This is a genomic window from Gemmatimonas sp. (assembly GCF_046594945.1).
In the GTDB taxonomy this organism is placed as follows: Bacteria; Gemmatimonadota; Gemmatimonadetes; order Gemmatimonadales; family Gemmatimonadaceae; genus Gemmatimonas.
This window is the reverse complement of sequence record NZ_JBKJRB010000126.1, coordinates 1-26,833: the sequence shown is the minus strand read 5'-3', so window position 1 is coordinate 26,833 and position 26,833 is coordinate 1. Positions and strand designations below refer to the sequence as shown.

21 protein-coding genes and 2 pseudogenes are annotated in these 26,833 nt (G+C 64.4%); 14 read left to right on the top strand and 9 right to left on the bottom strand.

Going from position 1 to position 26,833, the window contains the following annotated elements:
• The first annotated feature begins 404 nt into the window (after positions 1-404).
• The 3 genes from ACLL97_RS15520 (at position 405) to ACLL97_RS15510 (ending at position 6,315) form a co-directional block, all read left to right on the top strand.
• Positions 405-2,954: a DUF1592 domain-containing protein gene (locus ACLL97_RS15520; RefSeq protein WP_411281383.1), complete on the top strand. Its 2,550-nt coding sequence runs from the start codon at positions 405-407 to the stop codon at positions 2,952-2,954.
• 66 nt (positions 2,955-3,020) lie between these two features.
• The gene (locus ACLL97_RS15515; protein ID WP_411281382.1) at positions 3,021-4,409 is read left to right on the top strand and encodes a DUF1552 domain-containing protein; all 1,389 of its coding nucleotides are present in this window, start codon (positions 3,021-3,023) and stop codon (positions 4,407-4,409) included.
• Positions 4,402-6,315 (top strand): ankyrin repeat domain-containing protein, encoded by a 1,914-nt coding sequence (locus tag ACLL97_RS15510; RefSeq protein ID WP_411281381.1) that lies wholly within the window; start codon positions 4,402-4,404, stop codon positions 6,313-6,315. The genes ACLL97_RS15515 and ACLL97_RS15510 overlap by 8 nt, the downstream gene beginning before the upstream one ends.
• A 55-nt stretch (positions 6,316-6,370) precedes the next feature.
• On the opposite strand, the gene ACLL97_RS15505 is transcribed toward ACLL97_RS15510, so the two are convergent.
• The gene (locus ACLL97_RS15505) at positions 6,371-6,616 is read right to left on the bottom strand and encodes an FmdB family zinc ribbon protein (RefSeq protein WP_411281380.1); all 246 of its coding nucleotides are present in this window, start codon (positions 6,614-6,616) and stop codon (positions 6,371-6,373) included.
• 35 nt (positions 6,617-6,651) lie between these two features.
• Between ACLL97_RS15505 and ACLL97_RS15500 the strand changes: the two genes are divergently transcribed.
• Positions 6,652-7,119, top strand: a complete 468-nt coding sequence (locus ACLL97_RS15500) for a RidA family protein (protein WP_411281379.1) — start codon at positions 6,652-6,654, stop codon at positions 7,117-7,119.
• A gap of 86 nt (positions 7,120-7,205) precedes the next feature.
• Here ACLL97_RS15500 and ACLL97_RS15495 read toward each other — a convergent pair whose 3' ends face one another.
• Positions 7,206-8,387, bottom strand: coding sequence for a hypothetical protein (locus ACLL97_RS15495; RefSeq protein WP_411281378.1), 1,182 nt, complete (start codon positions 8,385-8,387; stop codon positions 7,206-7,208).
• Positions 8,388-8,526: 139 nt separating this feature from the next.
• Here ACLL97_RS15495 and ACLL97_RS15490 point away from each other — a divergent pair, with 139 nt between their 5' ends.
• On the top strand, positions 8,527-10,338 hold the full coding sequence (locus ACLL97_RS15490; RefSeq protein ID WP_411281377.1) for a HupE/UreJ family protein: 1,812 nt from the start codon (positions 8,527-8,529) through the stop codon (positions 10,336-10,338).
• Between the two features lie 10 nt (positions 10,339-10,348).
• A complete protein-coding gene (locus ACLL97_RS15485) occupies positions 10,349-12,559 on the top strand; it encodes a PQQ-binding-like beta-propeller repeat protein (protein WP_411281376.1) in 2,211 nt (736 codons plus the stop codon).
• Between the two features lie 11 nt (positions 12,560-12,570).
• On the opposite strand, the gene ACLL97_RS15480 is transcribed toward ACLL97_RS15485, so the two are convergent.
• The gene (locus ACLL97_RS15480; RefSeq protein ID WP_411281375.1) at positions 12,571-13,623 is read right to left on the bottom strand and encodes a hypothetical protein; all 1,053 of its coding nucleotides are present in this window, start codon (positions 13,621-13,623) and stop codon (positions 12,571-12,573) included.
• A gap of 166 nt (positions 13,624-13,789) precedes the next feature.
• On the opposite strand from ACLL97_RS15480, the gene ACLL97_RS15475 reads away from it, so the two are divergent.
• Positions 13,790-15,034, top strand: a complete 1,245-nt coding sequence (locus tag ACLL97_RS15475; protein WP_411281374.1) for a hypothetical protein — start codon at positions 13,790-13,792, stop codon at positions 15,032-15,034.
• A 30-nt stretch (positions 15,035-15,064) separates the two neighbouring features.
• On the opposite strand, the gene ACLL97_RS15470 is transcribed toward ACLL97_RS15475, so the two are convergent.
• From ACLL97_RS15470 to ACLL97_RS15455, 4 genes are all read right to left on the bottom strand, one after another.
• Positions 15,065-15,475 (bottom strand): VOC family protein, encoded by a 411-nt coding sequence (locus ACLL97_RS15470; RefSeq protein WP_411281373.1) that lies wholly within the window; start codon positions 15,473-15,475, stop codon positions 15,065-15,067.
• Between the two features lie 253 nt (positions 15,476-15,728).
• Complete coding sequence (locus ACLL97_RS15465; protein ID WP_411281386.1) at positions 15,729-16,325, bottom strand: ISL3 family transposase; 597 nt, start codon at positions 16,323-16,325, stop codon at positions 15,729-15,731.
• A 6-nt stretch (positions 16,326-16,331) separates the two neighbouring features.
• A complete protein-coding gene (locus tag ACLL97_RS15460) occupies positions 16,332-16,667 on the bottom strand; it encodes a helix-turn-helix domain-containing protein (protein WP_411281385.1) in 336 nt (111 codons plus the stop codon).
• Between the two features lie 30 nt (positions 16,668-16,697).
• Positions 16,698-17,450 (bottom strand): hypothetical protein, encoded by a 753-nt coding sequence (locus ACLL97_RS15455; RefSeq protein WP_411281372.1) that lies wholly within the window; start codon positions 17,448-17,450, stop codon positions 16,698-16,700.
• A 266-nt stretch (positions 17,451-17,716) separates the two neighbouring features.
• Between ACLL97_RS15455 and ACLL97_RS15450 the strand changes: the two genes are divergently transcribed.
• Positions 17,717-18,160, top strand: coding sequence for an MBL fold metallo-hydrolase (locus tag ACLL97_RS15450; RefSeq protein WP_411281371.1), 444 nt, complete (start codon positions 17,717-17,719; stop codon positions 18,158-18,160).
• A gap of 95 nt (positions 18,161-18,255) precedes the next feature.
• Here the strand turns inward: ACLL97_RS15450 and ACLL97_RS15445 are convergent, their stop codons facing one another.
• Positions 18,256-18,471 carry a hypothetical protein gene (locus ACLL97_RS15445; RefSeq protein WP_411281370.1) on the bottom strand — a complete coding sequence of 72 codons (216 nt, stop codon included), beginning with the start codon at positions 18,469-18,471 and terminating at the stop codon, positions 18,256-18,258.
• 190 nt (positions 18,472-18,661) lie between these two features.
• On the opposite strand from ACLL97_RS15445, the gene ACLL97_RS15440 reads away from it, so the two are divergent.
• From ACLL97_RS15440 to ACLL97_RS15415, 6 genes and pseudogenes are all read left to right on the top strand, one after another.
• Positions 18,662-19,777, top strand: a complete 1,116-nt coding sequence (locus ACLL97_RS15440) for a serine hydrolase domain-containing protein (RefSeq protein WP_411281369.1) — start codon at positions 18,662-18,664, stop codon at positions 19,775-19,777.
• 312 nt (positions 19,778-20,089) lie between these two features.
• A complete protein-coding gene (locus ACLL97_RS15435; protein ID WP_411281368.1) occupies positions 20,090-22,720 on the top strand; it encodes a protein kinase domain-containing protein in 2,631 nt (876 codons plus the stop codon).
• A 563-nt stretch (positions 22,721-23,283) separates the two neighbouring features.
• Entirely contained in the window at positions 23,284-23,478 is a 195-nt protein-coding gene (locus ACLL97_RS15430) for a hypothetical protein (RefSeq protein WP_411281367.1), read from the top strand.
• Positions 23,479-23,830: 352 nt separating this feature from the next.
• A pseudogene (locus ACLL97_RS15425) lies at positions 23,831-23,995 on the top strand (GYD domain-containing protein); the annotation flags it as partial.
• Between the two features lie 249 nt (positions 23,996-24,244).
• Positions 24,245-24,691: a hypothetical protein gene (locus ACLL97_RS15420; protein WP_411281366.1), complete on the top strand. Its 447-nt coding sequence runs from the start codon at positions 24,245-24,247 to the stop codon at positions 24,689-24,691.
• A gap of 25 nt (positions 24,692-24,716) precedes the next feature.
• Positions 24,717-25,391, top strand: coding sequence for an alpha/beta fold hydrolase (locus tag ACLL97_RS15415; RefSeq protein WP_411281384.1), 675 nt, complete (start codon positions 24,717-24,719; stop codon positions 25,389-25,391).
• Positions 25,392-25,426: 35 nt separating this feature from the next.
• Here ACLL97_RS15415 and ACLL97_RS15410 read toward each other — a convergent pair.
• Positions 25,427-26,373: pseudogene (locus tag ACLL97_RS15410) on the bottom strand (transposase); the annotation flags it as partial.
• Between the last annotated feature and the right edge of the window lie 460 nt (positions 26,374-26,833).

Sequence of the window (26,833 nt, the reverse complement as noted above, 5' to 3'; positions counted from 1 at the left end):
GCGCGGGCTGGCCGGGGCGGGCGCGGCGATTGGCGGGGCCATAGAGACCGAACACTGGCTGCTTTTTGGCAATCAGGTCGATCACGCTATTCAGGCGCGTCTGAGCGTGCAGAGAGGACATAGCGCTCAGAGAGACGGCCACAGCAGCGGCCGACAGCATCCAGCAGGGGCGCACGGAGGATCCTCCAGGTGGGGAAGGGGCAGGGGTGCCCCCGGGTACGGCGTATATGCCCCGAACGGAATCGAGGGCAAGAGTGTTGAAAATCGGTACCCCACATCCCTTCCTCCGGCGAAGACCCATAGATTTCAGAGTATCTCAGCATTTTCCACTTTGTATGCGTAAATGAGTATTCGTGTAGGTTGCCGTATCCTGCCTGTTCCCGCCTGAGCCCGGAGATCCGAGGATGAAATCCTTGGTTGCCGCTTCGGTTGGCGGCTTGTCGCTCCTCGCTCTCGCGATCATTGATCGACCTGATCCGACCGCGAGCCTGACGCTGACATCGCCGCTCGCCTCGTCCGCCTCGTTCGACGCCCCACTGGATCTTTCCGTGCGTCCGCCCGCGCCGATTCGGCGCGGTTCGGGCCATCCGGTGCTGGCTCCCGCCCCCCGCACGATCGCGCCCTCGGCACTATCCGACGTGGTGAAGAAGACCTGTGCCGGCTGCCATAGCGACCAGCGCAAGCAGGGCAACCTGTCTTTGCAGGGCTTCGACCTGACGAACATCAACGGTAGCCCCGAGCTCGCCGAGAAGATGATCGGCAAGCTGCGTGCGGGCATGATGCCGCCGCCGGGTCGTCCCAGGCCCGGTGGAGACACGCTGGACTTGCTGGCCGGCACGCTCGAAAAAATGATGGATGCCCGCTACGCGCTCAATCCGAATCCGGGCACGCGTACCTTCCAGCGCCTGAATCGCGCCGAGTACGAGCGGTCCGTGCAGGATCTTCTTGGCGTGGATATCAAGGCGGCGTCGTGGCTGCCGCTCGACACCAAGAGCGCCAACTTCGACAACATCGCCGACGTACAAACGCCGTCGGCCACGCTGCTCGACTCGTACCTCGATGCGGCCAGCGAGATCAGCCGTCTTGCGGTGGGTGATCCGAAGGCCAGCGTATCCACGTCCAGCTATCGCATTGCCCGTTTGGCGTCGCAGGTGGACCCGGTAGACGGCGCGCCAGCCGGCACGCGCGGCGGTACGTCAGTCGTGCACACGTTCCCCGCCGACGGCGCGTATGTGTTCACGATCACGCTGCATGCGATACCGACGGGTCAGCTGTTCGGTTCGGCGGCGCCGTTCGACGAGAAGATCGAAGTTTCGGTGAATGGTGAGCGCATGGCGGTACTGGAGGTCGATCGCGGCATGTCGCAGGCCGACCCGAACGGGATGGAAATCAGGACGAAGCCGATCTCGGTGCGGGCCGGACCCCAGCGTATCACGGCGGCGTTCGTTCGTACGTTCGAAGGTCCGGTGAATGACAACATCGCGCCGATCGGTCACAGCATCGCCGATACGCAGATCGGTTCGCAGGCTGGCATCACCACGCAGTCGCACGTGCAGATGTTCGCCGTCACGGGCCCGTACAACCCGACCGGCGTGTCCGACACGCCGAGCCGTCGCCGCATTTTCAGCTGCCGTCCGCTCACGCCGGCGGAAGCGCGACCGTGCGCCGAGAAAATCATGACGACGTTGGGTGCGCAGGCCTACCGTCGTCCATTGGCGCCCAATGACCTGAAGGGTCTGCTCACGTTCTACGACGCCGGCGCTACGGAAGGCGGCTTCGAACTCGGTATCCGCACCGCGCTTGAGGCGATGCTCGCCAGCCCGCACTTCATTTTCCGGGTGGAAGAGATGCCGGCGGCGTCGAAGCCAGGATCGCGTGTCGCGGTGAATGGTATCGACCTGGCGTCGCGTCTCTCGTTCTTCGTGTGGGGAGCGCCGCCCGACGCCCAGCTGGTCTCGCTGGGTCGTCGCGGTCTGCTCGCCGATACCACGGTGCTCATCGCGCAAACCAGGCGCATGCTGGCCGACAAGCGCAGCCGCGCGCTGTCGACACGATTCGCGGCGCAGTGGCTGCGACTGTCGGATATTGAAAAGGTGCATCCCGATGCGCTGCAATATCCTGATTTCCGCGAGCAGCTGGCGACGGACATGGTGCAGGAAACCGAGATGTTCTTCGATCATCTCGTGCGAGAGAACCGCAGCTTCCTCGAACTGTATACGGCAAACTGGACGTATGCGAACGAGGATCTCGCCAAGCACTACGGCATTCCGGGCGTGGTCGGTACGAACTTCCGACGCGTCGAGTATCCCGCCAATTCCGGCCGCGTCGGTATTTTCGGCCACGGCAGCGTGCTCACGCTGACGTCGCATGCGAATCGCACGTCGCCAGTGTTGCGCGGCAAGTGGGTGATGGAAGTGCTCATGGGCACGCCGCCGCCGCCGCCGCCGCCCAACGTCCCCGATCTCGAGAAGACCGGCGAGAGCAAAGAAGGCCGTCTGCTCACCACGCGCGAGCGCATGGAAGAGCACCGCGCCAATCCGAGCTGCCGCTCGTGTCACCAGTTCATCGATCCCATCGGTCTCTCGATGGACAACTTCGACGTGAACGGTCAATGGCGCATTCGTGAGAACGGCACGGAACTCGATACTCGCGGTGACTTCTACGACGGCACGAAGATCTCGAACACGCTGGAACTGCAGAAGGCGCTGTTGAAGCGCCCCACGCCGCTGGTCCGCAACTTCACGCAGAACCTGATGGCGTACGCCCTGGGCCGTCGCGTGGAGTACTACGATCATCCCGCCGTGCGGAAGATCGAGGCGCAGGTGAAGGCGAACAACTATCGCATGCAGGACTTCATCGTCGGTGTCGTGAAGAGCGATGCCTTCCGACTGAAGAAGGTGATGGAGCAGGCTGACTCGGGAACACGGGGCGTCTCGGCCCCCGGCGTTCGCTGAACTCACTCGTAGAACACAATCGCCAACGTTCAGCACACCCGTTCACGATACCGGAGACGCCACACCATGTATTTTCTCAGCGGCAAGGCGATGCCCCGCCGGCAGTTCCTGCAGAATCTCAGTGCCACCATCGCGTTGCCGTATCTCGATGCGATGATCCCCACCGGACGCGGCTCGCGCATGCTGGCCAACAAGGCGCCTCGCCTCGTGGCCATCGAGATGGTGCACGGCGCGGCCGGCTGCAACGAACTCGGTTCGACGCTCAACCTCTGGTCGCCGGCAGCGGCCGGGAAGCAATTCGACCTCTCGCCGACGGCCATGTCGTCGCTGGAACAGTATCGCGACTACCTCACGATCATCAGCAACACCGATGTGCGTGAGGCGGAGCCGTCGTCGCCGAATGAGATCGGCGGTGACCACTTCCGTTCCAGCGCCACCTTCCTCACGCAAGCGCATGCCAGGCAGACCGAAGGGTCGGATGTGCGCGTGGGCACGTCGCTCGATCAGTTGTACGCGAAACGTTTCGGTCAGGACACGCCGATCCCGTCCATGCAGCTGTGCATTGAGAACGTGGATCAGGCGGGCGGGTGCGCGTACGGGTACGCCTGCGTGTACACCGACTCCATCAGCTGGTCGTCGCCCACGGAACCGCTGCCGGTGATTCGTGATCCGCGCGTGGCGTTCGAGAAACTGTTCGGGGTAGGCGGTACGAGCACCGAGCGCGCGGAGCGTCGTCGCACGCGTCGCAGCATCCTCGATTTCGTCTCTGGCGAGATGTCGTCGCTCAAGGTGAACCTCGGTCCTGACGATCGTCATCGGCTCGACAAGTACCTCCAGGACATCCGAGAGGTCGAGCGTCGCATTCAACGCGTGGAAGCGCGTAACTTGAGCGGCGATCCGCGCGAACTGCCGGAAGCACCGGCGGGCGTGCCTGATGCGTTCGCGGAGCATGTCAAGCTGATGTTCGACATTCAGGCGCTGGCGTTCGCCGCCGATATCACACGCGTGTTCTCGTTCAAGATGGGACGCGACGGATCCAGCCGGACGTATCCGGAGAGCGGCACGGACAAGCCGTTCCACCCGGCGTCACATCATGGCGGCACCGAGCGTGGCGTGAAGGATTTCAACATGATCAACAAGTATCACGTGTCCATGCTGCCGTATTTCCTGGACAAGCTGAAAGGTATTCAGGAGAGCGACGGCAACATGCTCGACAAGACGATGATCATCTACGGTTCGCCGATGGGTGACTCGAACCTGCACAACCATCGCCGCTGCCCACTCATTCTGCTGGGCAAGGCCGAAGGGCAGCTCGCCGGCAACCTGCACATCAAGGCGCCGGACGGCACGCCGATGGCGAACGCGATGCTCAGCATGATGCACACGCTTGGGCTGAACGATCAGACGAAGTTCGGTGATGCCACGGGTGCCCTCAACTTGAACTCCTATGCCTGATTCCGGATCGCTGAACGCGGCGTTGAAGGGGGCGTCCAGCACGCCGCGCGGAGTCGTGCGCCGTTCCGGTTATCGTCTGGCGGTAATCGCGTCGGTGTTCAGTGCCTCGTTGGCGCTTGGCGCGGCGCGCACGCCGACCGACGAATCACCGGTGGCTGATGCTGTGATGCGCGGAGACACCTCCCGTGTGCGTCTGCTGATCAAGCAGGGTCTCGATGTAAATACCGCGCAGGCCGACGGCATGACGGCGTTGCACTGGGCGGCGCAGCGCGGTGATGCCAGCGGCGCGCAGATGTTGATCTACGCCGGTGCTCGCGTGGATGCGATGACGCGCAACGGCAACTACACCCCGTTGCATCTCGCGGCGCGGAGTGGACGTGCAGCTGCCGTGAAGGCGTTGCTGGCGGCCGGTGCGGACGTGAACGCGCTGACCACAACGGGTGCGGTCTCGGCGTTGCACTTCGCGGCGTCGAATGGCGACGCGCAGACGGTCGCTGCCCTGCTCGACAAGGGGGCGCCGGTCGATACGCGTGAAGGCGCGTGGGGACAGACGCCGCTCATGTGGGCGGCTTCGGCCAATCGTCTGGCGGCGCTCGACATGCTCATCAAGCGCGGCGCGAATCTCGAAATCGCGTCGAAGATCGAAGACATCTCCGCGAAGGAAAAGGCGGAGCGGGCCATGCTGGTGCAGCGCGGACGTCGCGTCGCGGCCATGAAAGCGGCCGATGCGGCACCGACCGTGGCGGCGGCGGCGCCCCTTTCGACGACGCCACGCGCTGCGGTCGCTGTCGCCGCTCCGGCTGTGGCCGTCGTAGCGGCTCCCGTTACGGCCGGTGCACCGGTCAAGCGTGATTCAGCGGCGACTCCGGCGCCGCAAACGGGATTCAATAGTCGTGGCCCAACGTACGGCGATTTGATCGGCAACAAAGGCGGACTCACCGCGCTGTTGTTCGCGGTGCGCGATGGGGCCGATGCGTGTGTGGCGCGGCTGCTCGAGGCCGGGGCAAAAATCAATCACGTGAGCGAGGGCGATCACACCAGTCCGCTGCTCATGTCGACGATCAACGGCCGCTTCGACATGGCCAAGATGTTGCTCGAGAAGGGCGCCGATGTGAAGCTGCCGAGCGACGCCGGCGCGACACCGCTGTACGCCACGATCAACGTGCAGTGGGCGGCCAAGTCGCTTTATCCGCAGCCCACCGCGCAGTTACAGCAGACCACGTCGTACCTCGACCTGATGGAGTCCATCCTGAAGGCCGGCGCCGATGTGAACGTGCGTCTCAAGAAGCACCTGTGGTTCATGTCGTACAACTTCGACCTGCTGGGCGTGAACACGGTCGGTGCGACGGCGTTCTGGCGTGCGGCGTACGGCACCGATGTACCGGCGATGAAGCTGCTGGTGAAATACGGTGCCGACATCACGATCCCCACCATCAAGCCGACCGGTCGTCTGCCGGGCGACGATTCCGGCGGAGATGAGGCGGCGACCGGCAGCAAGGATCCGTCGGGACTGGCGCCGATTCCTGATGGCGGCCCCGGGGTGTATCCGATTCACGCCGCCACCGGCGTTGGCTACGGCGAAGGCTTCGCGGCCAATTCACATCGGCACGCGCCCGATGCGTGGATGTCGTCGGCCAAGTATCTGATCGACGAGCTCAAGGTCGACGTGAACATGCGCGATCATAACGGCTACAACGCCGTCCATCATGCCTCCGCTCGTGGCGACAACGCCTTGATCACGTATCTCGCTGCCAAAGGCGGGGACATCATGGCGATCAGCCGTCGTGGTCAGACCACCGCCGACATGGCGAATGGTCCGGTGCAGCGCATACCGCCCTTCCTCGAGACCGTGGACTTGCTGGTCAAGATGGGCGCCAAGAACAGCAACAAGTGCAAGTCCTGCTGAGTCGCTAGCTCACATACGCTGTCGTTCGCCGAGCCACGCCGACCTGGGATCGCAATCAGTCGTCGTGGCTCAGTTCGTATTTGCGCTGCTCGTGCATGCGGTCCTTGCCCTGTGCGGCATCGCGCCGCTTGGCGGCGTGCATAGCCTGTCCGTGGGTGGACGAGGTCTTGATGGACGGCAGGGCCATTTGTTTCTCGAGGGCGGTGCTGCCACAGGCCGGACAGGCCGGCGGCGTGGTGCCGCGCACCAACGCTTCGAAGCTCTTTTGACAGGCCGTGCACACAAAGTCGAATATGGGCATATGATTACCGATCCTGTCTTCCTGGAGGTTTACTGATGCGTCGTTCGTTCGTTTTTGCGACCACTGCCGCCATCGCGGCTTCGCTCTCTACTACGCTGTACGCCGGCCCGGCGCTGGCGCAAGCCACGGCGGCGCGCCAGCAGGTGATACCCACTGGACAGAGCGCATCGCCCACCCTCACCCCCGGCATCCGCGTGGGGAACATGCTGTTCGCCTCGGGACAGTTGGGGATGAGCCGAACCGCGCCGGACAGCACCATTCAGGGGCAGACGCGGTTGGCGTTGGAGAACACCAAGAAGGTGTTCGAAGCCGCTGGCACCACGCTCGCCAACGCCACGAAGTGTACGGTGTTCCTCACCGACGTGAAGGATTTTGGCGGTATGAATTCGGTGTATCGTGAATTCTTCCCGGTGGCCCCGCCGGCACGCTCCACGGTGGTGGTCGCCGCGCTAGTGTCTCCCGGTGCCAAGGTCGAGATCGAGTGTGCCGGTGTGATTCCCTAAATCGGCTGTGTGTGGACGCACGAAGGGCCCGTCAGAGGCAAGTACACTGCGCTGACGGGCCCTTCGTGCTTGTGACGCGCGCTGTCTTATTTGCCCGTCGGCCAGACCACGCCTTGAGCGCCGCGCTTCACGGGTCCGATGCCCTTGTAGCGGAACTTCTGCAGGCGCTTGCCCTCGTACGTTTCGGTCGTGTAGATGTTGCCCTTGGAGTCGGTCGCGATGCTGTGCACGGCGAAGAACTGTCCGGGCTGACGACCGCCGTCGCCGAAGCTGGTCAGGATTTCCAACGATTGGCGGTCCATCACGTACACCCGCTCGTTCTTGCCGTCGGCGAGGTACAGATACTTCTGCGCCGCGTCTTTCGAGAAGGCAATGTCCCAGACCGAGCCGTCACCGCGCGTGGCCGGTACGACGCGTACTTCCTTCACGAACTTGCCGTTCTTCTGGAACACCTGAATGCGATCGTTGGGACGGTCGCAGACGTACACCAACCCATCGTTCGTGGGCTCGGCGCAGTGCACGGGATTGCGGAACTGCTGCACCAGCGGTGCCGACGGATCGTAGGGCGGCAAGCGCGCATCGTCGGGCTTATTGCCGTAGGCGCCCCAGAAGCGCTTGAGCTTTCCGCTGTTCATGTCGAGTACGGCCACCCGCTTGTTGCCATAACCGTCGGCCACGTACGCCTCACCGGCTTTGGTGTCGAAGGTGATCTTGGCCACACGACCGAAATGCGTGCTGTCGTTGCTGGCGGAGCCCTGACCGGGCGTACCGATCTGCTGCAGAAACTTGCCGTCGTGCGAGAACTTCAGGATGTGCGAGTCGGTGGGACCGTTGCCGCCGATCCAGATGTTGTCCTTGTCGTCCACCGCCACGCCGTGATTGGAGCCGGGCCACACGTACCCTTCACCCGGTCCGCCCCAGCCCTTCACCAAATTGCCGTCGGCGTCGAACTCGAGAATCGGCGGGGCCGAGGCGCAGCATTCGCCGATGGGCGGCTTCGCGTTCAGTCCTGCTTCCGTGCGCTGATTCAGTGTGGAGTCACCGCGATGGATGATGAATACATGGTCGCGGCTGTCGATACCGACGCCGATCACCGAACCCAGGATCCAGTGGTTCGGCATCGGCTTCGGCCACACCGGATCGACTTCGAACCGCGGGGCTTGCACCATCTGCCGGTCGGTGGCCCGAAGCGACGCTTGCGCGACACCCAAAGCACCGATGGTCAGGATCAGGGCAGTCCAGCGCAGCGTCTTGCGCTTCGTCGTCATCAGCAACTCCATCAGGGGTAGGACCCCGTGTGGATTCCGGGGCGGGATGGTATCTTCGAGTGATTGCGGCAGTGCCGCGAATCCCTTCTTAGTAACCCGCCTTCTCCCGCCTGTCCAGAGAATCGCCGCCCACTTCGCGATGCCCTTTCTCTATCCGCTGCTTGCGTTGTTGTTGCTCCTCGTGCCGGGACGTTGTGCGCATGCGCACGAAATTCCGGCCAGCGTGGTCGTGCGCACCTTCGTGAAGCCCGACGGCGCGCGCGTGCGCGTGTTGGTGCGCGTGCCACTGGAAAGTATGCGCGATGTCTCGTTCCCCACGCGTGGGGCGGGGTTGCTGGATGTGGCACGGGCCGAGCCCACGCTGCGTGATGCGGCGCAGCTGTGGATCGCCGACGGACTACGACTTCGGGTTGGTGATCGCGTCTTGGCGGCACCGCAGGTGGTGGCGGTTCGGGCCGCGCTGCCTGGCGATCGCGCGTTCGAGTCGTACGCCGAGGCGCTGCGTGCGGTGCAAGAATCGCCGTTGCCCGTCGACACCGATATTCCGGTGGGGCAGGTGATGCTCGACGTGTTGCTCGACGTGCCGACAGCGGGGGTGGTGGTGGGCGCCGACGCCGACGTGGTGCTCGACCCCCAGTGGGCGCATCTCGGGGTCCGCACGACCACCGTGGTCACGCTGATATTGAGCAACGGGGCCACGCGGGTGATCACATTCGATGGCGACCCGGGCGAGGTGCGACTCGATCCGCGCTGGTGGCAGGCGGCGTGGCGGTTCGTGCGCAGCGGCATGGCGCACATGTTCAGCGGCATCGATCATCTGCTGTTTATACTCTGCCTCGTGCTGCCGATCCGCACGATGCGTCCGTTGGTCGGCGTGGTGACGGCCTTTACGATTGCGCATTCGATCACCCTGGTGGCGTCGGCGATGGGCTTCGCACCCACCGCGCTCTGGTTTCCCCCGCTGGTGGAGCTGTTGATCGCGGCGTCCATCGTGTACATGGCACTCGAGAATATCGTGGGGGCGCGGGTGCAACGTCGCTGGATGATCGCGTTCGCGTTCGGCCTGATACACGGCTTTGGATTCGCCACGGCGTTGCGTGAGCAGCTGCAGTTTGCAGGCGCGCATCTGCTCACCTCGCTCGCGGCCTTCAACGTGGGCGTGGAGATCGCGCAGCTGGTCGTGCTGGCCGCGGCCGTCCCGGTGCTACGGTGGGTGTTCGCGCGTGCCGTGCCTGAGCGCATAGGCGTGATCATTGCGTCGGCGTTCATTACGCACGAGGCGTGGCACTGGTTGCTCGAGCGCGCTGCGACATTACGCACGTACCGGTTTACGCCACCGGTGCTCGATGCCCTCTTTCTGGCGGATGTGCTGCGGGGAGCGATGGGTGTGTTGATCGTGATCGGTGTGGCGTGGGGAATTTCTGGAGTGATGCGTCGATTGTCGGGCGCGCAACTAGCGTCACGCGCTGCGACCGGCCTGCTGCTGATGCTCGCCGCCGGGATGTTCACGCCGCGCGACAGTGCTGCGCAGGCGCCCAAGTCGACCGTCCAGGGTGTGTACACTCCGGCGCAGGCCACGAAGGGCAAGAGCGTCTTCAACGGCGCGTGTCTCGGCTGCCACACGACGGCCTCGCATATGGGCGCCGCGTTCGAACTGCGATGGTTCGGGCGTCCGCTCTCGGAGTTGTACGGCTATCTCAGCAACCTAATGCCCAAATCGGCGCCGGGTACGCTCACCGAAGACGAGTACGTGTGGGTGACCGCGTACATCCTCAAGTTGAACGGCATGCCGGCCGGTAAGGTAGAGCTGAACGCTGAGCCAGCGTGGCTGAAGGCGGTGCGCATCGACGGCGCACCGGGCAATACGCCGGCGCCGCTGGAAGATCGTTGGGAAGTACGCAGTGCAGTTCGTAAGGAAGTACTCAGGTTCAGACTCGTCCCGCAGCTTTGACGGAGATCAGATGATGCAACGCAGGACCAGACGGCTCGCCGGCTTTGCGCTTGTCGCGGGCGCCGCTGTTGTCGGCGCTACGTTCACGCGCGTGGCGCCCACGGTGGCGCAACAGGGCAAGCCACTTGTGCGCGGCAACGCGTACGGCGAATGGCGGCATTGGGGCGCCGATCAATGGAGCACGCGCTACTCGCCGCTCGAACAGGTGAACGCCGGCAATTTCGATTCGCTGCAGGTGGCGTGGGAGTGGAAAGCCAGCGCGTTCGGCAAGGACGAGTACTCTCGCACCACGCCCATCTTCGCCAACGGTCGACTGTTCACAGTGGCCAGCACGCGGCGCGTGGCGACGGCGCTCGATCCGGAAACCGGTGAAACGCTATGGATGTATCGTCTCGACGAAGGCATCCGCTGGCAAAAGGCACCGCGTCAGTTTGCCGGTCGCGGGTTGTCGTACTGGACCGATGGACGCATTGAGCGCGTGCTGCTCGTCACGCCGGGCTATCATCTAATTTCGCTCGATGCGAAGACCGGTAAGCCCGATCCGATGTTCGGGAAGAACGGCGTCGTCGACTTGATGGACGGCTTGGGCTACGCAATGGTGCCGCTGGCCGTCGATGACTCGGGGCCGCTCATCATTTCCGACGCCGCGCCGATGCGCAAAGCGAAGCCCGGTGAATCGTGGGATCCCGTGAAGAAGATCGGCGCCGACGGCACGATCGGTCTCGATCCCGCCGCTGGTCAGATCGCCGCGAGTTCACCCCCGATGGTGGTGGGCAACATGCTCGTGGTGGGCAACTCGTCGATTCACGGCTACTACCCGATTCGGGCGCACAATGTCACCGGTACGGTGCGCGGTTTCGACATTCGCACCGGCCGTCAGGCGTGGAAATTCAACCTCGTGCCGCAGCCCGGTGAGTTCGGCGCCGACACGTGGAAGAACGGCTCGAAGAATGGCACCAAGGGCGTGGGTAAGAACGACGCATGGGCGCCGTACGCGGCCGACGAACAGCTCGGACTCGTGTACATCCCCGTGGGCATGCCGCTGATGGATGAATACGGCGGACATCGCCCCGGCAACAACCTGTACGGCAACTCGCTCGTCGCCCTCGACGCCAAGACCGGACTGCGGAAGTGGCACTTCCAGATGGTGCACCACGACATCTGGGATTACGACACGCCGATGGCGCCGAACCTGATGGACATCACGGTCGACGGCAAGCCGCGCAAGGTGATCGCGCAGACCACGAAGCAGGGGTGGGTATACACGTTCGATCGGGCCACCGGTGAACCCATCTGGCCGATGGTGGAAACGCCGGTGATGAAGAGCGACGTGCCGGGTGAAGTGTCGTCGCCCACGCAGCCTATTCCGAGCAAGCCGGCCGCGTACTCGCAGCAGGGCCTCGTGGAGGCCGACCTGATCGACTACACCCCGGCCATCAAGGACTCGGCCCTCAAAATGGCGAAGCGGTGCCGCATGGGACCGTACTTCATTCCGCCGGCCGCGGCTGACGGCAAGGGGAGCACGGGAATCAAGTGCTCCTGGTACGCGCCTGGTGCGAGTGGTGGCGTGAACATCGACGGTGGCGCCACGGTGGATGTGGAAACCGGCATGCTGTATGTCGCATCGATCACGGGAATGAGTACGGCGCAGTTGCAGAAGGATCCGTGCTCAGAGTTCGATTACAGCTCGCCGCGCAACAGCTGCGGCTTACTCGGTGCGCTGCCGGCGCCGCCGGGCTACGAAGGCCCCGTACGTGAGCGCGGTGGTGACTTCGCGGCGCGCGCTGGTGGCTCGATCATCGGTGGCGTGTCGATCGTGAAACCCAAAGAATACGGCGGTATCACGGCGTACAACATGAAGCGCGGTGACAAGTCGTGGTGGGCCCCGAACGGGGGCATGCTCAAAGTCACGAGCCGTGACCCGTTGTTCGCGGGTGTCACGTTGCCGCCGCAGGGTGGACGCGGACAGGCGCAGGCGATCACCACGAAAACGCTGCTGATTTACGGCACCGGCCGCAGTGGCGGTGCGCCGGGTGAAGCGCCAAAACTCTACGCGCTCGACAAGGTCACCGGCAAACAGGTGGGCGCACTCGAGATCGCGTCGAAGACGACGGCGGTGCCGATGACGTTTCTGCACAAAGGCCGGCAGTACATCGTGTTCGCGAGCGGCGCCGAGAACGAAACGCAGCTCACGGCACTGGCGCTGCCGGTGAAGAAGTAAGCGGAGGGGCGCTACTTCTTTTCGTAGCGCTTCAACGCCTTCTGACCCACTTCGGCGCCGTAGATATTTCCTGCGGCGTCGACCGCAACGCCCTCGGCCGAACTCGTGCTGGGGGCTTTGTCGTCGGGGTCTGGAATGAACGCGGTGACCTTGCCATCGCGCGCGCTGCCGATGCGCATACCGCGTTTCCACGCCACGTGCGGCGGGTTCACCGAGCCCGACTCCGAGTCGGCCACGTAGATCATGTCGTTCTGGTCGATGTAGATGCCGCTCGGTCGGCTGAACTGATACCAGGTGTCGAGCACCGTGAAGTTTTGGTCGACGATGATGATGCGGTCGTTGCCGCGATCGCCCACGAACAGGCGCCCCTTCGAATCGAACGCCAGCGTGTGCGGTTGATCGAGTTCGGTGGCGCCTTTGCCCCACACGCCCCACGTTTTCAGCAGCTTGCCGGCCTTGTCGAACTTGAGCACGCGCGCGTTCGACGTAGTACGCGACGAATGGCCCTCGGCCACGAAGATGTCGCCGTTCGGTGCCGTGATGACTGCGTTGGGTTGCCAGAAGAACGCCGCATCGCGACCGCCGCCCGGTGCACCAAGCGTCATGAGCAAGTCGCCTTTGGGCGAGAACTTGTAGATCTGGTGACCCTTGGCCGCGTTCGCTGGCGCGCTGGCAGCGGCGCCGAGTGTGCAGGCGCAGTCCACCACCCACACGTTGCCGTCTTTGTCGACGTGAATGCCGTGCGGCGACAAAATCATGCCGGCGCCGAAGCTGGTCACCAGCGTGCCCTTTTCGTCGAACTTGAGCACCGACGGCAGCGACGAGCCCGCGCAGTTGTTCACCCCGCACCGTTCGGCCACCCAGATGCTCTTGCCGTCCTTGTCGATGGCCACGGCACTGGTGGAGCCCCAGGTACGCCCCTCAGGCAGCTTGGCCCAGCCGGCGACTGTGCGATACGGATTCGGCAGGTCGTTGACAGCCGGCATCGCGGCAGACGATTGCGCGGGCAACCGCACGCACGCGCTCGATGCAGCGAGAACGAGCAGGAGGGCGAAATGACGCATGGGGGTGGGGGCAGGAGGTGGGGCGGGGTGGCGGAGGGGCGTCTGCTACGAGCTCACCCAGTGGTACGACGGTGTACGACGGTAAACTTGTAGGGAGCGACCGCACTCACGCCAGCGCGCGGCGCCCGTAGCTGCACTCCACGAAGCCTGTCGCGCATACTTCAGCATGGCCAACAGCAACGCCGATCACCCGGACCGCACCGCCAAGCCAACACCGCACGCGTGGGTGTTTCGTACCCGTTTCCGCCGGAACTGCTTCGGCTGGAAGTCGCAACCAGCGATTGCTCGCGTCAAGGAGGCGGTCGCCGAGATCAGAAAAGTCGCGAAGCGCGACCGTCGGTTGGCCGCCGATGGGGCGGTGCTCTTCCTCGAAAAGGTCTCTCCGGCACTGGAGCAGGTCGACAGTTCCTCCGGTTCGATCGGTACCGCCGTCAACAACGCCATTGCCGCGTTGGTACCGATCATCGCGGGCGCCGAAGTCGATGCCGGTGTGCGCGCGGCATGGCTCGAGCGACTGTTCGAGGCGCTGCAGGCCGACGAGATCCCGTATATCGAATCACTCGGCGACCATTGGGGCGATCTTTGTGCGTCTCCCGCTGTCGCCAGTGAATGGGCCGATCGACTGATCGATATTACACGTCGTGTGCTCAGCCCGGATCGACAACCCGGCACGTACTTCAAGGGCACGACGGCCTGTCTGAGCGCGCTCCACCGCGCGGGCCGACACGACGAGCTGATCGAGATCGTGCGCGCTGAAAAGATGTGGACGTACAGGCAGTGGGCGGTGAAGGCGATGCTGGCGTCGGGGCGGTCGGCCGAGGCGCTGCGGTATGCGGAAGCGAGCCGGAATCCTTGGTCGAGTGATCAGGCGATCGATGCGACTTGTGAGGAGATCCTGCTTCGCTCCGGCATGCGTAACGAAGCGTACACGCGATACGGCATGTTCGCGAACGGCATGACCAGTCATCTCGCTACGTTTCGCGCGGTGACCAAGAAGTATCCCGAGCGGCCGCCGCACGATGTGCTGATGGATCTCGTGATCGCCAGCCCCGGTCAGGAGGGGAAGTGGTTTGCTGCGGCCAAGGACGCCGGATTTCTGACCGAGGCCGTCGCGCTGGCGCGTCAATCGCCGTGTGATCCGCGAACGCTCACACGAGCCTCTCGCGACTACGCCGCGCAGCAGCCGGCGTTCGCGCTGGAGGTAGGCCTGTTGGCGCTCCACTGGCTGGTGCAGGGGGCCGGCTACGAGATCACGAGCACGGATGTCATCGATGCATTTCGTGCGACCGTGCACGCGGCGCAGGTAGCGGGTCGGGTGGATGAGGTGGTGGCGCTGGTGCAGGGGGTCGTGGACGCCGGTGGTCCCCGCGCCGAGTTCGTGGCGACGGCGGTGCGGTCAGTGCGCGTGTGAACGGATACGGTGTCGTGACGTGCCCATTGTTTACCCCGCCAACGGCGTGGACACGCCCAGCTTGAAGCCGTCAAGGTCGTTGAACTGGAACATGCGTACGCCCCAATTCCGATCGGCTGGCTCATCGATAAGCGCCCCGCCGGCCGTCTTGATCCGGGCCGCTGCCGCGTCGACATCCGCTGGCGCCGCGACGTTGATCTGCACGTAGAACCCCTGTCCCTTGATGCGGTCCCACCCCAGTTTGCCGTCATCCTGGTTCAGAACGAGTTGGCAGTCACCGGCCCCCACAACGGCGGCCGCGACCTTGCCGTTGTGCTCGTAGCTCTGCAGCACCGCAAAGCCGATGGCCTCGCGGTAGAACTGGATGGACGCCTCCAAGTCCTTGCAGGTGATCGAGCAGCTCAGCGTGGTCGCGTTGATGACGGACGGTGCAACGGACATGGCTTGCTCTGTGGGGGGAGTGCTCGGTACGCACCGGAACGGCGCTTCCTCGGAGACGTGGGATTCTACGCCCATTCCCGCAGCGGCGCCAATGACGCGGGGATCATCGTCGTTCATTCGGGCTACGTACGCGAGCCGCTGCATGATGTCGGCGAGCTTCGGTACCATCGCGTGAGCTGGCGGAGGACTTCGTAAACCCCGCGTCGCTTTCGACTCCAACGAGAGGCTCTTCGCGGAATCGTGTGGGTGATTTTCACGAATTATGGTCCCGCGGCAGCGGTGGCAGCGTACTCGTGAGCACCTTGAGTCGCAGGTACTCTTCATCGCGAATGCCGTAGCAACGGCGTTGGATCACGCGGAGCTTGTTGTTCAGCCCTTCGACAAATCCAATCGCCACCTTGTTGTCCGGCTGACAGTAGGCCGCGATGCCCTCCCAGTGACGTTCGATCAGTGCGGCGAATTCTTCGCACGGCTCCAGGCGTTGCCAGCGGAGGGCTTTCCGCCAGTTCTCAAAAAACTTCCGGGCCCACGCGTCGCTCCGGTATTCCCAGAGCTGCGCAAGCTGCTCCTTCAGCACGTAGGCCGTATTGAGTCGCTTGTTCGCCGCCAGGAGCGTTTGCAAGGCGCGCCGCTTTTCCGCCCACAGGTTGGCGCGATGCGAGAGCAGCACGTACTTCTGTCCTTTGATGAACGTGCGGTCTTCGCGATTGGTAAGCTGTTGGTATTCCGCCTTGCGTACCGTATCCATCGCGTCGTTCAATTGCCGCAGGACATGGAACTTGTCGTACAGGATGGCGGCCTGCGGGGCATGCATCTCCGTCGCCTTCCGAAACGCGTTCCACATATCCATCACGGCTCACCGAATCTGGCTCGTGCGCTCGACACCGAGGTGGTCGTAACACATCGCCATGCTCGCCGCCGATCGATCCACCCCGCCACACCAGATGGGTCGTCTCACCTCGAGATCGCTCACGATGATGCGAGAGACGTGCCCTTTTCGAATCGAAATCCCGTCGATGCCAATCACGGCTGGCGCCGGCGCGCCCGCTACGTCGAGCTGCGCTAGCATGTACTGCTGGTCCATCGCTTTCACCGTCTGCCAGTTGAGCCGCAGATCCTCCGCCACCTCCGTGATCGACGCGGACCGACACTGCTTTCCCCGATACAGCGCAAACCGGCGTGTAGTAGGGATTCTCCGCCAGCCGGTCGGGTCGCGCTTGCTTCACGCCACCACACGTGTGACACGCGACGCGACGCAGCTCGAACTCCACGAGCACATGCAACGTGCCGCAGGGCAGATCGCGCACCTGGCGCACCCCGCCCGCGCCGCAGTCACCCGCGCCCGCACGTAGTCCCGCTGCAGGTGGTACAGCCACCCGCCAAACGCGCTCGCCGCGAGGGTCAAGAGTCGCATCGACGCGCTCGCTCCGTAGAGCCGGTGAAAGCCACGCCTAGCCTCGAGCAGCAGGGAAATCCCGCCCCCCCAGCGCAGCAGTTGCCCCACTATCTCGCGATACGGCAGCAGCGCTCGACCCCGGAATTCGGCGATGATGTAGCCCACCAAGGTGAATGCGGCCACGTGTTCGAGCGCGACAAACAGTTGCACGGTGTTTGTCTCAATCCACGGCGGCAGAAGCGGGAGGCCACCGTACCACGCCGGTACCGCAGCATCAAGTGGCCAAAATGTCGACAATGCCAGATACGCGGCGAACAATGGCAGCACGAGCCGCAACGTGGGCAGCTCGAAGCGACGATGTATATCGGCGTCCGCATGTCGCGCCCGATATCGCGTCGTGGCGACGCTCCTGAGCCACGAGACACCCAGCTTCACCGTGATGCCGCCAGCCAACTGGCTTACGTCGCGCAGGCGGCCGGGCAGCATCGCCACCACGATCCAGAGTGCGGCGGCCAGCAGCAGCCACCCGCGCGCACCGCGCCTCACCGGCTCGACATACGCCGCGTGCACCGTGCCCATGATGCCGCCCGCGACCGCGCTTCCGGTGGACGGGCAGCGGAGATCAGGACCTGGACAGGCTCGTGGTCGACACCCACTGGGCTTCGTACCGTTGGCGGCCGCTACGCCGCTTGCCGGCGCCTGATCGACGGGGCCTGGCGCATTCGCTCCGAATTGTTCGTCACTCTCTCTTGTGCCGGCCCCGGGGTGCTCGGAATGAACGCGCGCCGGTTTCTCATCCTTCCCGCCTCACTCGCACTGGGCTCGCGCTCGTAGCGTGCGGCACCGTGGCGCCGGTGCGCTCCGGCCGCATGCCGGCCATGTGGTACGCTGGTGACTCGGGATGCACCGGTCGTCCCGTTTTTCGAGTGCGCGAGTACCACTCCGGCTTCTTCATTCTGCGCCCGCCCGCCTGCACAAATTATGAGAAGCCGTTCCTCTCCCTCGTCGTCGGGCAGACGCGTGTGCTACTCCTCGACACCGGTGCTGGCGGAATCACCGTCGCGGCGCCACTCGACAGCATTCTCGATGCGTGGCGCGCGACGCACGGTGGCGCGCCGCGCGAGCTCGTGGTGGCGCATAGCCATGGCCACGGCGACCATACCGCCGGTGACGACCAATTCCGTGGGCGCGCGGGCGTGACGCTCGTTGAGCCCCAAGCAGCAGAGGTGCGCGCCTACTTCGGCTTTCGCGCCTGGCCGACGGATGTCGTGCCGTTCGACTTGGGTTAGCGTGTCGTCGACGTCCTCGCTATCCCGGGACACGAGCCCGCCAGCCTCGCCTTCTACGATCGCACGACGTCCGCGTTACTGACGGGCGACACCTTTTATCCCGGACGACTGTACGTGCGCGACACCGCCGCGTTCGCGTCGAGCACGGCGCGCTTGATGGCGTTTATCGCCTCGCGGCCCCTCTCGGCACCCACATCGAGCAGACGCGGACGCCGATCACCGACTATCCAGTCGGAACTCGGCACCAGCCGGACGAGGACCGCCTCGAGCTGTCGCGCGCCGAACGGCTGACGCTCGACTCCGCCACGCACACGATGCGGGGCCGCTTCGTGAGTACGCGTCTGCCTCGATTCACCATCCGGCCGCGGTGATGCCCACCGGCGTCAGCTACTTCAGCTCTGTCTCTCTCTTCATCGTATGCTCCCCGTCGCGCCGGGCGGCACAACGTGGCGCTGGAGCAGACGCGGAAGGTTTCTCATTTCGTATCAAGGGCAGGTGAAAATGAGGTATCGTCTCACCGCGCTCGTGCTTTTGAGCTTCGCCGTGCCGGCCGCCGCTCAGGAGCGCATCGATACCGTTCTTGCGCGTGCGATGACGGCGGGCAAGACGCCCGGACTTGCCGCCGCGATCGTACAGGATGGCAAGGTCGCATGGATCGGGACATACGGCTTCGCGAACGTCGAGGCGAAGCGCCCGGTCACCCGCCGTACGGAATTCCACATCGCATCGACCAGCAAGCCCTTCTCGACTGTGTTGCTGATGCAGCTCCATGCGGCCGGCAAGTTCAGGCTGCACGACGACATCAACCAGTATCTGCCCTTCAGCGTACGTAGTCCCGCGCTCCCGGATGAACCGGTCACGTTCGAGATGCTACTGCAGCTTCGCTCGAGCATTCGCGACAACCCCACATGCTATCGACCGCTCTGGTCGGGCGGCAACGGCGATTCGCCAATTGCGCTCGGAGATTTTCTGCGTGAATATCTCAGCGCAGAAGGCGAGGACTTCAGCAAAGAGAACTTCTTCGAGCGTGCGCCAGGCTCGAAGTACACCTACGGCAACACCTGTTTCGCCTTGATCGGCTACCTCGCCGAGCGAATTTCTGGCAAGCCGTTCGCTTCCTATAGCGAGGAAGCGCTGTGCGATCCGCTTGGACTACGCCATACGCACTGGTTCCTCGCGCAGACCGATACACTCAACGTCGCACTGCCATTCCAAACTGATGGCAGCGCGGGATACCGCCCGGTCTGGCATGGCGGGTTTCCGGACTGGCCGGCCGGCCAGTTGTTCGCGACATTCCTGGCGGCGTATACGAACAACGGTCGCTGGGATGCGACGCAGGTGATCGATTCGGCCAGCATCGAACTCGCGACGCCGCGATCACCCGTTGGCCTCGGCGGACGAACGTGGACCGTACGTGCGGCGCCCACGCCCGACGCCGGGCGACCACAGTTGCTGTATGAGCATGCCGGCGGCGTTGTTGGCGGGCAGGCCGTGGTCGCGTTCAATCCGATCACCCGCGACGGTTTCATCGTCCTCGCCAACAGCGACGGCCTCCGTCTAAACATCAAACCGATCATGGACGCGCTCCAGATCAAAGCGCACCGCCCGCGTCGCTAACGGCCACGTATTTGCGAGCGCATCCGTCGCCAGCCTAACGAACGCTGCATGAGGCGGGCGATTGAGCGAACGCTCGCTTCGCCCGCTTTCACATGATTCGCCCGCAGGTGAGCGCAGGCGTTCGGCAGACGACACACACGGCTTGATGTCGAGACCGGTGTCGTGCGCAGAGCTTTGGCGGCGTTGCCGGCGTCCTGCACGAGGTTTTCGGTGGTAGTCCGCCACGGCGGCCAATCCCGGCGGTTTCGGCTTCGGAGCCATGTGGTCGTCGAGTGAATTGTGTAAACCAGCTCCCGGCGCCATAGTCAGCTGATGCACACTCTCGGCGAACGGCTGACCCGGTCTTTGGTGGATCGCTACGTGATCGAGCGCCAGGTGGGTGAGGGGGGCATGGCGACGGTCTTCCTCGCGCGCGACATCCGGCACGATCGACGGGTGGCCATCAAGGTTCTGCGCGAGGACATGACGCAGCGCATGGGTGTCGAGCGATTTCTACGGGAGATTCGAACGACTGCCACGCTGACTCACCCACACATCGTGCCCCTGCTCGATTCAGGCGAGGCGGACGGAATCGCCTACTACGTGATGCCCTTCATCGAGGGCGAGTCGCTGCGTGATCGCCTAGATCGCGAAGCGCAACTCTCGGTGGCCGATGCTGTGCGCATCACGTGTGACATCGCGAGTGCGCTCGACTACGCACATCGTCATGGCTTCGTGCATCGGGACGTAAAACCAGCGAACATCCTGCTTCACGAGAATCGAGCGCTGGTGGCCGACTTCGGCATTGCGCTGCTGCTTGAAGGGAGCGGCGGCGTGCGGCTTACGGAAAGCGGCTTGAGCCTCGGCACGCCGCAGTACATGAGTACCGAGCAGGCGATGGGCGAGAGGCACGTGACCGGACGGACCGACATCTTCGCTCTGGGCACGATCCTCTACGAGATGTTGGCCGGCGAGCCGCCGTTTAGCGGCGAAACGGCGCAGGCCATCGTGGCGAAGATGATGACGACGTCGCCCGTCCCCATTCGCGACGTTCGGCCCACCGTACCGGCGTATGTCGCCGCAGCGATTGATGGCGCGCTACAGAAAGTCGCCGCCGATCGGTTCGGCACCGCCGCTGAATTCGCCCATGCATTGCAGCGTCGCGATGGCGAAACAACGTCGGTCGCGGCTGTACACGTGCGCGGTTCTCGACGGACTGCATGGATGGTGGTGGCGGGAACGCTTGTCGTCGCGACGGCCGCGGGCGTCGGAGCCGTGATTGCGCGGAGCTTGACCAGCGCGCGGGCGACGAATGCGATCGTCGCCCGTGCGGTCATCCCCCTGGCGCAAGATCAGTTGCTCGTCATCCACCGCCAGAGTGATCCACTCGACATCTCTCGAGACGGGAAATACCTGGTTTACGTAGGTGACGACGCCGGCAAGTCGCAGCTCTTTCTGCGGCCGCTGGCCGACACGATTACGCGGGCCGTTCCCGGAACCGCCGGCGCCACCACACCATTTTTCTCAGCCGACGGCGAATGGATTGCGTTCTTCGCCGACGACAAGCTGAAGAAGGTGACGCGAAGCGGTGGTGCGCCGATCGATGTGCTCGATATCCCCGCTCCGGAATTCGGAGCGACGTGGGGCAGCGACGGCAACCTGCTCTTTGCAGTCGGCGATAGCGCGCTCTATCGCGTGCGGAGCGACGGCACCGGCGCAGTCGAGATCATCGCCGAGCCGAAGTTGCCCGCGCGACGTCACGCGCTGGGCGCGCTTCGGTGGCCGGCATTGCTGCCGGACAACGCGCGCGCCATGATCAGCACCGATTCCGGAATCGGTGTCATGGATCTCGCATCCGGCGAGGTGCGCATCGTGCTCCGTGGGCGCCAGGCGACTTATCTCCCGACAGAGCAGTTGCTATTCGACGACAACGAAGGACGCGTTCGCGTCGTGGGCTTCGACGTGCAGCGCGGCACGGTGCAGGGCGCGTCGACCCCGGTGTTCGAGGCGTTTCGCGGTCCAGGAGGCGGCGCCACGTACTTCGCGGTGTCGGACAACGGCACGCTGGTGTACATGCCCGGCGGATTTCAGCGATCGCTGGTGCGCGTGAACCGGTACGGTCAGGAGACCTCGATCAACGCGGAGCCGCGCGGCTATCGCTTTCCCAATGTCTCTCCCGACGGCAAGTCCGTGGTCGTCACCGTCGATCCTCGGCCGTCATCCATCTGGATCGTCGATGCAACGACTGGGCAGGCGTTTCCGCTCACAACCGACAGAGTGAATTCGATCATCGCGGTCTGGTCGCCCGATGGCACACGTGTCGCGTTCAGCACCCCCCAATACCGTATCGGGTGGATGACGGCGCAGCCAGGCTCGCAGCTGCACCCTGTCTTCGCAGTGAGCGCACTGGGTCGGCTGGGCCCGACCGTGCTCACCGACTGGACGGATGCCGCTGGCTTCCTTGGTATCCAGCTAAACGCCCGTGCACGGGCGGACATCGTGCAGTTCCGGATGGGCGACAGCACCGTCAGCCCCGTCGTGTCGTCACCGGCTGAAGACCGAGATCCCGCGTTGTCGCCGGACGGGAAGTGGCTGGCGTACGCCTCCGACATCTCGGGGGCGAGCGAGGTGTACGTCCGTCCGTATCCGCAGGCGGGCCCCGTCGTGCAGGTGTCGGCGCGTGGTGGCGCGGAGCCGAGGTGGTCTCGCGACGGCAAGGAGATCGTCTATCGCTCCGGTTCGCGCATCATGTCTGTCGTTCACCGTTCACTCTCCGGCTCGGAGGCGTTCGGCGCCCCGCAATTGTTGTTCAACGGCGCCTATGATTTTTCTCAAGATCACAATTGGACGCTGAGCCCGGACGGCAGCTTCATCATGATCAAGGCCGATCCGACGACGGGTCGACAGCTGCGTGTTGCCTTTAACTGGTTCGACGAACTGCGCGCCACGTCGAAGGCGAAGTAAATGATTCGCTTCCGTTGCAGGTCTCGACGACGTCGCTTCCCGGAGCTAAGGGCGCACCGCGCCTTCGCCCTGCGAGCGTCGCGGCGGTACACCAACCAGCATGGCCGAAATCAATGGGCCGCGGCTCAAGAGGTTTTCGGCATCTGGCGGCCGCGGTTTGAATCAGATCGATGTCGGAGTCGTGCGCCTGCAACCGGATTTCGTCCAGCGATTGACCGATTGCACGTTCCTGACAACCGACGCCATTGATTTAAACGATCAGACTGATCACTCCCCCATCATCGGAACAAAGTACCTCCTATTCGGCTATCCTCACGTAGTGGCAATTGTCGTGCGGGCAAATCTCTCGAATCGCTTCACCTCGGCGAGACGCGCTACCTGCTGGGCGAGTTCGACGGTGATCGAGTTGCAGAGGCGCTTGGACTCCAGCAGCCCACGAGCCCGAAGGGAATGAGCGGGGGAGGCCGCGTCCGATTTGAGCTCCCGCCATGGAAACAAGCGACGGAATTCAACTTGGTGGCCGCAGCACGTTGCGCGTTGTTGAACCGCGACCGCACTCCCAAATGCCCGAGATCAGTGTGTTCACGCTCGATCACGCCGTCGCCGCAGTGTTCGCGACTGATTCAGCGGTATTCGCGATGCGATACGACCTCGCGCTCGGCGCGCACGACCCGGCCGCGGTCGACATCGCCTATTCTACCTTCCCGGGCGAGGAGGGGCGCGGCATCGCGACCGCGATGGCAGCGCCCTTGCTTTAGGCGGCACACACCGCCGACGTTTCGATCGTGCGTGCGCACACACTCCCGGAGTGCAATGCTTTCAGCCGCGTTTTGGAAAAGCTGGAGTTCCAACACACCGGTCCCGTCATCGATCCGGAGGACGGACCCGTGTGGCGTTGGGTGCGGCGCTGGGAGCGGCGCTGGAAGCGACGCCGCTGTCCCGGGCATTCCCATTGGCGCGCGGCGCTTTAATCGGCGTGCACGATCCGTGGAGTCTGAACGCTCGCACATTGCTCTGATCGCCGTCCCGTATTGCCAGCGAATCCGACCGACGTTACAACGGTAGCATGCACGTCGATCGCCGAGGATCCTGCAACGAAGGAGGGGGATGATGCCGATGTATCTCGCCCGGTTCAGTTACACGCCTGATGCCCGGGCACGGTTGATCAAGCACCCCGAGGAACGCCGCGCCGCGGCCCGGAAAGACATCGAATCGGTCGGCGGAACGCTGCACGGCGTCTGGTACGCTTTCGGCGATCACGATGGCTACAACCTGTAGGAGGCACCGGATAACATGTCGATGGCGGCCACGGTGATCGCGTATCGCCCGCCGGTCGCATAGGCGCGGCGGGAAGTGTGCATGACGGCAGTCGGCTGGCGGACGCCCATCTTCATTCCGCCTGCTGCCTTACGTACGCTGACGCTGACAAGCGATCTTCGGATTCTCGCTTCGCTCGCGCTTCTGGAACTCGCTTGCCGCTTCGCGGGGGCGCGACAAGGCGACTCACTCCTTCGTGCCGCATCCATGTCCCCTTCTACCGCCGCCGTTCGCCTTCGCGCGCTACTCGCAACGACCCTCGTGCTCGGTGCATGCCAAAACCCGCTCGGGGCAGGCTCGTGTGAGCACACGTACCGCGACCCGTTGCTCGTGATCGTCGCCACGGATGCCCGCACCCGGGCGGCTCTTCCGCGGGTCATCGTCCGAGACGTCAACTTCGGTGGGCGGCCGGTGGACCTCGCGGGGCTGGTGCTGCCGCCCGCGCGAAACGTCACGTTAGTGGACGGGGCGCTCGTCTGCGGTACGGACTGCGGCTTCGGTACATCACCGGGCCGGTACCGCATGACGGTCGCCGCGCCCGGGTATCAGTGGCTCGTCGTTGAGGGCGAGGCCGATTTCGCGCGCTTTCGTGGCGGTTGTCCGTCATACAATGCCGGTAGCTACTTCATCGCCGCTCAACTCACACCAGAGTAGACCTCCGGGGAACCCGCGTTTGATCGTGGCGCTGCAACTGCTGGCGGGGCTGCTCATAACCCTGTACTCGCGATACATGCTCGCACGCTCCGTCGCTTTCCTGTTGCTGCTTGTGTTTGGCAACGTCACCGATGTGCGGCGTGCCTTCGCGCAGGGGGTCACGACGACCACGTTCGATATTCCGAGCGGCGATGCGAGCGTCCGCGTTCGTTTCTTCGCAGCGCAGGGCGGCATGCCGCTCGCCACCGTCCTGATCGTGCCTGGGTGGCGAGGGGATTTACGGGATGCCTCTGGAATAAGCGCGCTGCTGTCCGCACGCCGCGTCAACGTCCTGCTGATCAACTTTCGCGGCGTGCAACAGAGCACGGGCTGTTCCACCTACGCCAACGCGATTGAGGACCTTCGCTTCGCGTGGCGCTGGTTACGCGACCCCGCGAATTGCGCGCGCTATCAGCTCGACCCATCGAAACTGATTCTGGCCGGAAACAGCTTCGGTGGCGGCGTCGCCATGGTGTATGACGCACGCGACGCGACGGTGACTCGCGTCATCTTCATCGTCGGGGCCGACCATGGTGTGCTGGCGCGTCGGCTCAAGGCAGATAGCGCCTACGCGTCACGGAACCTGTCCACGAGTTTGAGACACCGTGTGGGAAAGTCTATCGAGCGTCGTCGATGGCGACCTTCGGTCGGGGTGGGTTGATCCAGGCGGCCGTGGGGAGCGGCCGTGGGGTCGGCCGTGGGGAGCGGCCGTGGGGTCGGTGGGCGGCACACGACGCGTTCGGGATGCGCGGCGTAGGCCGCCGTGAGCACCTGCGCCCGCTCGTCGTTGCGTGCGGCGGCGAAGTGGTGATGCACGTCGTACGGCGTGGGCGGGCCGAGCGCGCGGTGATGATGCTCGGTGCTGTCCCAGCGAAAGAAGTCGACCGCATGCGCCCGGGCATCTTCGAGGGAGCCGCATCGCGCGGGTAAGTCCGGTCGATACTTCAGCGTTCTGCACTGCACTTCGGAATACGGGTTGACGTGCGGTCGTGCAGGCGATTTCGTCACGCCGAGCTCGGCGAGCAGCAGGGCCACGGGTGTCGAGGTCATCGACGATCCACGATCCGCATGCCGCGTCAACTGCTCGCGCGTGATCACTTCGCGCGCACAGCAGGTGCCGATGAGTTGCTCGGCGAGCGCGGCCGACTCGTGCGGCGCGATCATCCAGCCGACCACGTAGCGGCTCAACACATCGAGGATCACCTACCGGTGATACCACGACCAGGTGGTCGGCCCTTTGAGCGTGGTGATGTCCCAACTCCACAACTGATTGGGCCCCGTGGCGAGCAGTCCCGGAGCCGTGTCGACGGGACGCCGGCGCTGCGCGCGACGCTCGCGCGCGTCGGCGGCGCGGCCAGCGCGCGAGACATCGTGCGCTCCGCACCGTGATAGATGCCCTCATCGAGCAGCATCGCGTACACCTGCGCCGGGGCCAGATCGATGAAGCGCTCGGCGTGCAGCACCTCGAGCACGCGCTGCTGCTCGTCCGGCGTCAGCGCGCGAGGCGAGGCGCGACGTCTCGCCTCGCGCACGGGGTGCTGAGCGCGTCGGTGGGCGCGATCGTACGTCGCCGGCGCGACCCCGAGACTGGCGCAGAGCGTGCGCAGCGGACGCACGGCATGGTGCGTGCCGACCGTGGTCACGAGCGCGTCTCGGTGGGCGCGTCGGGCATCGGGAGTGTCAGGCCCAAGCGCTGCGAGAACGTTTTTGGGCGTCGATGATGAGCTCGGCGCGCTCCGCGCGCGCCGTCGCCTTGGCCAGCTCACGCTCGAGGGCGGCGAGGCGTGTGCTCGCGGGATCCGCTGGCGTGGAGACGGGTCCCCGACGCTTCGCGGGGCCCCGCCACTCGCCCCGTCGCTCGGCGGCTCGCCATACGGCGAGAGGCGAGGAGTACAGCCCCTCACGACGGAGTAACGAGGTTGTAGGATAAGTCCCGATGGTGCCCATGTGGAAACGGAACTCGATACGCGATGACGGGTGTTGGATGCCGAGAAGGTGTCGCCGTTTCGTCTCGCTGTCGAGAGCCCGCCATGGCCCGCTATAAGGTGCTCGATACCAACCCGCAGTTCCTGAGCGTCGACCTCGCGCGCCAGTTGCTGCCCG

Coding starts and splice junctions, on each gene's coding strand:
- ACLL97_RS15500 (WP_411281379.1), top strand. CDS start 6,652: ATGCGTCGTTCGTTCGTTTTTGCGACCACTGCCGCCATCGCGGCTTCG.
- ACLL97_RS15520 (WP_411281383.1), top strand. CDS start 405: ATGAAATCCTTGGTTGCCGCTTCGGTTGGCGGCTTGTCGCTCCTCGCT.
- ACLL97_RS15495 (WP_411281378.1), bottom strand. CDS start 8,387: ATGACGACGAAGCGCAAGACGCTGCGCTGGACTGCCCTGATCCTGACC.
- ACLL97_RS15505 (WP_411281380.1), bottom strand. CDS start 6,616: ATGCCCATATTCGACTTTGTGTGCACGGCCTGTCAAAAGAGCTTCGAA.
- ACLL97_RS15480 (WP_411281375.1), bottom strand. CDS start 13,623: ATGCGTCATTTCGCCCTCCTGCTCGTTCTCGCTGCATCGAGCGCGTGC.
- ACLL97_RS15470 (WP_411281373.1), bottom strand. CDS start 15,475: ATGTCCGTTGCACCGTCCGTCATCAACGCGACCACGCTGAGCTGCTCG.
- ACLL97_RS15440 (WP_411281369.1), top strand. CDS start 18,662: ATGAGGTATCGTCTCACCGCGCTCGTGCTTTTGAGCTTCGCCGTGCCG.
- ACLL97_RS15420 (WP_411281366.1), top strand. CDS start 24,245: ATGTCCCCTTCTACCGCCGCCGTTCGCCTTCGCGCGCTACTCGCAACG.
- ACLL97_RS15435 (WP_411281368.1), top strand. CDS start 20,090: ATGCACACTCTCGGCGAACGGCTGACCCGGTCTTTGGTGGATCGCTAC.
- ACLL97_RS15475 (WP_411281374.1), top strand. CDS start 13,790: ATGGCCAACAGCAACGCCGATCACCCGGACCGCACCGCCAAGCCAACA.
- ACLL97_RS15430 (WP_411281367.1), top strand. CDS start 23,284: ATGCCCGAGATCAGTGTGTTCACGCTCGATCACGCCGTCGCCGCAGTG.
- ACLL97_RS15490 (WP_411281377.1), top strand. CDS start 8,527: ATGCCCTTTCTCTATCCGCTGCTTGCGTTGTTGTTGCTCCTCGTGCCG.
- ACLL97_RS15510 (WP_411281381.1), top strand. CDS start 4,402: ATGCCTGATTCCGGATCGCTGAACGCGGCGTTGAAGGGGGCGTCCAGC.
- ACLL97_RS15465 (WP_411281386.1), bottom strand. CDS start 16,325: ATGGATATGTGGAACGCGTTTCGGAAGGCGACGGAGATGCATGCCCCG.
- ACLL97_RS15485 (WP_411281376.1), top strand. CDS start 10,349: ATGATGCAACGCAGGACCAGACGGCTCGCCGGCTTTGCGCTTGTCGCG.
- ACLL97_RS15515 (WP_411281382.1), top strand. CDS start 3,021: ATGTATTTTCTCAGCGGCAAGGCGATGCCCCGCCGGCAGTTCCTGCAG.
- ACLL97_RS15455 (WP_411281372.1), bottom strand. CDS start 17,450: ATGGGCACGGTGCACGCGGCGTATGTCGAGCCGGTGAGGCGCGGTGCG.